General features: G+C 47.6%; 6 protein-coding genes. 5 read left to right on the plus strand and 1 reads right to left on the minus strand.

Features of this window, described 5'->3' with window-relative positions; all coding sequences use genetic code 11:
* Positions 1–216 (minus strand): hypothetical protein (locus NP603_RS21615; protein ID WP_256612939.1); only part of this gene is annotated, 216 nt, incomplete at its 3' end.
* A 150-nt stretch (positions 217–366) separates the two neighbouring features.
* On the opposite strand from NP603_RS21615, the gene NP603_RS21620 reads away from it, so the two are divergent.
* The 5 genes from NP603_RS21620 (at position 367) to NP603_RS21640 (ending at position 3,810) form a co-directional block, all read left to right on the plus strand.
* Positions 367–870: a hypothetical protein gene (locus NP603_RS21620; protein ID WP_256612940.1), complete on the plus strand. Its 504-nt coding sequence runs from the start codon at positions 367–369 to the stop codon at positions 868–870.
* A 615-nt stretch (positions 871–1,485) separates the two neighbouring features.
* Complete coding sequence (locus tag NP603_RS21625) at positions 1,486–1,908, plus strand: hypothetical protein (protein WP_256612941.1); 423 nt, start codon at positions 1,486–1,488, stop codon at positions 1,906–1,908.
* A 141-nt stretch (positions 1,909–2,049) separates the two neighbouring features.
* Complete coding sequence (locus NP603_RS21630; protein ID WP_256612942.1) at positions 2,050–2,298, plus strand: hypothetical protein; 249 nt, start codon at positions 2,050–2,052, stop codon at positions 2,296–2,298.
* 450 nt (positions 2,299–2,748) lie between these two features.
* Positions 2,749–3,231, plus strand: a complete 483-nt coding sequence (locus tag NP603_RS21635) for a hypothetical protein (RefSeq protein ID WP_256612943.1) — start codon at positions 2,749–2,751, stop codon at positions 3,229–3,231.
* Between the two features lie 105 nt (positions 3,232–3,336).
* Positions 3,337–3,810 (plus strand): hypothetical protein, encoded by a 474-nt coding sequence (locus NP603_RS21640; RefSeq protein ID WP_256612944.1) that lies wholly within the window; start codon positions 3,337–3,339, stop codon positions 3,808–3,810.
* The last annotated feature ends 64 nt before the right edge of the window (positions 3,811–3,874 follow it).

Here is a 3,874-nt window from a genome sequence, read left to right on the forward strand (position 1 = left end):
GGCCGAATTTTCGGTAAGGATGGGGGTGTGGTCGGGGTAAACGAATTGGCCGTCCTTGACGTAATGGGCCAGGGTTATATCCAGCGCCTTCGAACAGACATCGGAGAAAGGCAAGCCGGTGCGCCGGCAAATGACATTCAAGCCCTCAACCTGTTGGGTGCTGACCTGGAAGCTGGCACGCATGCGGAAAGTGCCGTTTGGCTTTTGTTTGTACATGGGAAACCTCGTAAATGTTACATGTAACGCTAATTAAAAAAAGGCCGGCAATGCGTTTGAACGACGCGGTCAGTCTGCGCCTAACCACGTCGTTCGAGCGGACAAGCGGGCCTACCATGCGGGAGTCAATTAACCTCAACGGGGTCCAATGTGCGGGAAAAGACTACCGACTTTCCGCTTGCCGCTCAACTCCCCGTTAGCCTTCATGATCCTATGCCGAAACCAAAGCCACTATTAACAGAATTGGCAAAGAAGGGAAAACCACTTGTAGAAGTGGTAGTCATCCCATTTGATGAGCAACAGAGCGAAGATGTTTGCAGAATCCTAGATGATCTAGCTCTCGATATTTCTGCGGAAATACTTCCGGCGTATTTTCAACCGTCAGAAATTCCAACGATTTATCAAATTCGACTCGAGGCAACAAAAGAGGCATTGCTAAGGGAGTTTGGATGGAAAATCGAGCGGATCCAGATTTATGATACGAAAGAAGATAATGGACAATATCCAGACGCATATGCCTGGGAAGACCTGAACGAACCAGAGTTCTATCCAGAGGAGTTGAGTGGAAAAATAAAGCACATGGGGCTCACCCAGCCGGGGAATAGCGATAATGGAAAACTCGATAATATTAATTATGAACTTAAAAACGGCTAACCCGACGCTCAAGCCGACCCGCTTCCGCTACGCTCCAGCGGTCGGCTTAGCTTTACGTTGGGCGTCTTCATTGCCATGATCCAGCAACTTGACGAATGCAAATGGCTCTACCTCCGTGAAATCTCCGAGCCGGAGGACAACTCGCTTCGTTTGGTCATTGAGGAAGCGCGTCCGAACGATCTACCGGAAGACATAACGATAAACAACGTTACGTTGCAGGGGCTGCGGAAGGTCGAACACGACGTCTCATGCCGAATCTTCGAGGTCACTTGGGAGAGATACATTTGCTACTCCGTCGTAAACGAGTCCTATGCCAATGCTGATAAGTCCGGCACCTACACCGGTCAGAAGGTTCGCTTCTACTCCGAGTCGCCGTTCTTAGAGTACATACGCAGCGCCACGTTCGCGTCTGCTGACTACCCTGGGCCTTACAAGCATGTTGCGGTCTTGTGTGAGAACCACATTGTTGAGGTGGCGGCTACGAGCGAGCCTCGTGTACGGTTGGTAAAACCAGGTCGTCCGCGTGCCGTCAAAGACGCCCAACCCTGCGGTCAACCGGACCTTGCGCATAAAGCCGCGCAAGGCCGGTTACCTCCACGTTAGGCTGTCGAATTTATGAAAATCTACGTGTTAGTCGCAATGTGTATTGCATATATCGTCCTATCGATTTTGGTAAAAAGAAAACAGCGCTCCTTGGGGCTTTCACCCGCAAAAGAAACGAGCAAAGCAATTTGGGTTGGCATATTTTGGGTTAACGTTCCGATATTACCAATTTTTCTGGGGCCATTTTTCGTTCAGAAAGAATTGCTGTCAAACAATGAGGCTACCGTATCAATATTATGTTTAACAGGTGGATTTATCGGTGCTTGGATGTGGTGGTCTATAAATGTGTCCTTATGGCGCAGATGGGCGTATCGGAAAGGTGTAGATGCCAATGAACTTCAAAATGAAGGTCAGTCCTCTAGTATCTTATGGCCTCGAGGTCACTTTTTCGAAAAAACGGAATTTGGGAATTTAGTTAAACATTGGCGAAAGTAGCCTAACATGGTAGTCAAAGGGACGCGCCGGACGCAGGCGTTTGTTAACCTTTCTTATTTTTTCGGGTTCGCTGGCTTTGTTAAACTTTGCCCCGGCGCGCCCCTTACTTTTACGTTATGCGTCTCTTGCGAGTCGAAGCGAATGAACGATGAGCATCAAATCAAGGTGGTGGTGGCAAGCGACGTGAGCGATCGCGATGGCATTGGCGTCGAGATCTATCTCGGAGACGACTTAGCGCTGGAAATCTTCCGCGATGACACTAAGAAGTCGAGAGAAGTTACCTTGTACAAAAAAGGTGTACCGCTAAGCGTCGTCGAGGAATCCATCGCCATTTTCAAACGGGAAATCCCATGGGAGTTAATTGACTATGGCGCGCACAACCAAGATTAGCCGCATAACATGGCGCTCAACCTCGCTCCCTTCGGTCGCTGGACGCTGCGCGATAAAGCCGCGCAGCGCCGGTTAGCTCTACGTTAGGCAAACATGAATTTGAGACACATTCCAGACGCAAGAATGGTTGACATTCGGATTGTTGAGGTTCCATATCAGTGGGAAGGTAAAGTGCCAGTGAAAGAAATTGGGTCGGCAGGTAACCGAAACGTTATTTGCCTTGTTCATGAACCCACTGGTATTACATATCAAGTAGAGGTAGACCCGAATATTTCGGAGCCTCAAGAGGTAGCAAGAAAACGAGCGGAGGCAAAACTTGAGTTTATACACCAATTGCATGGCGAGTCATGGCTGTCCGAGTGAAGTGCGAAGAAGCTTGCCTAACCAGCCGCTTCACCCGACCAAAAACCGCGATGCGGTTTTCGTCGGGTGAGCTCGGCGTTGGGCGTCATGAATCGAAGTCTCGTTGCTTTGGTAATTCTCAGTTTTAGTGGTGCAGCTATGCCATGTATAGCTCCACCACCAATGCTATTTCGAGATCATGCGGCTTTGGTAAATGAGGCAGCAACCATTTTAATTGTTGAAGCTATTTCCGCTCCTAATACTCCAAAAGATACCTGTCAATTTCGTGTGATTCAGCCTCTAAAAGGTACCATACCGGAACAGTTTCCAATTTTGTGCCGCTTGCCGAGTTCTGGCGATTGGATGACACATTTCTCAGGACACACAGAATCTGCATTCTGGAAGCAAAATAGCGGCCGCCTTGGTATAAAAAGTGATTGCACGGTAATTCCACCTGCTTTTGAAGTTAATCATTACTATTTGATGCTTATTGGAGGAAAACCGGACACTAAACAATTTGAAGAACTTTCCAACCCTCAAGATAAATGGCTTATTTTTGTCAACAAACAATTATCGAGAGGTAAACGGTGATGCCCAACCAACGGGTCAACTTGACCGGCAAAAGCTACGCTCCTATCGTCGCTACACTTTTGCCGTCAAGTTACCCTTTTCGTTATGCATACAGCTTACAGGACAATGTTTAAAGTTTTTCCCTCGATTTTTGTAGCTTTTATTTTGACTGTGCTTCCAGTGGAAGCTGTCTTAGCCTGCAAATGTGTAGGTGGTGAAACCGAGCAAAGCCTATATATCAAGGCCGACTATGTCGCGCATGTAAAAATCACTGTCGCAGAACTTAGGGATGTGAGTGAATTAGGAAATGCCGATTCTGACATTATCGATATGGCTCATGGTGAATATGTCCGCATCTCTTTCGAAGAAAAGGAAGTATTTAAAGGCAAAAAGTTTTCTCCAAATTTCCTAAAAGAATTACCGTTCGCCAATGGAAACTGCATGCTGGGCCTTCGGCCCGGCTGGGAATATGTAATATTTCTTAACAAAGAATCAAACGGGCTCGTTTTTGCTTGCTCTGGCTCGTTTTCTTTCTACAACACCACTGATACATCAACCAAAATACAGCAGCTAAGAGAATGGGCAAGGGAAAAAAGATAAATTCGCATAACACGGCGCTCAAAGGGACGCTCCGCTTCGCTGCGCGCCCCTTAGCTCGGCGTTG

It is taken from the genome of Methylomonas aurea, assembly GCF_024505045.1.
Taxonomy (GTDB): Bacteria; Pseudomonadota; Gammaproteobacteria; order Methylococcales; family Methylomonadaceae; genus Methylomonas; species Methylomonas aurea.

Excerpts from the sequence above, each read along its gene's own strand:
- NP603_RS21625 (WP_256612941.1), top strand. The coding sequence starts at position 1,486 with ATGAAAATCTACGTGTTAGTCGCAATGTGTATTGCATATATCGTCCTA.
- NP603_RS21640 (WP_256612944.1), top strand. The coding sequence starts at position 3,337 with ATGTTTAAAGTTTTTCCCTCGATTTTTGTAGCTTTTATTTTGACTGTG.
- NP603_RS21630 (WP_256612942.1), top strand. The coding sequence starts at position 2,050 with ATGAACGATGAGCATCAAATCAAGGTGGTGGTGGCAAGCGACGTGAGC.
- NP603_RS21635 (WP_256612943.1), top strand. The coding sequence starts at position 2,749 with ATGAATCGAAGTCTCGTTGCTTTGGTAATTCTCAGTTTTAGTGGTGCA.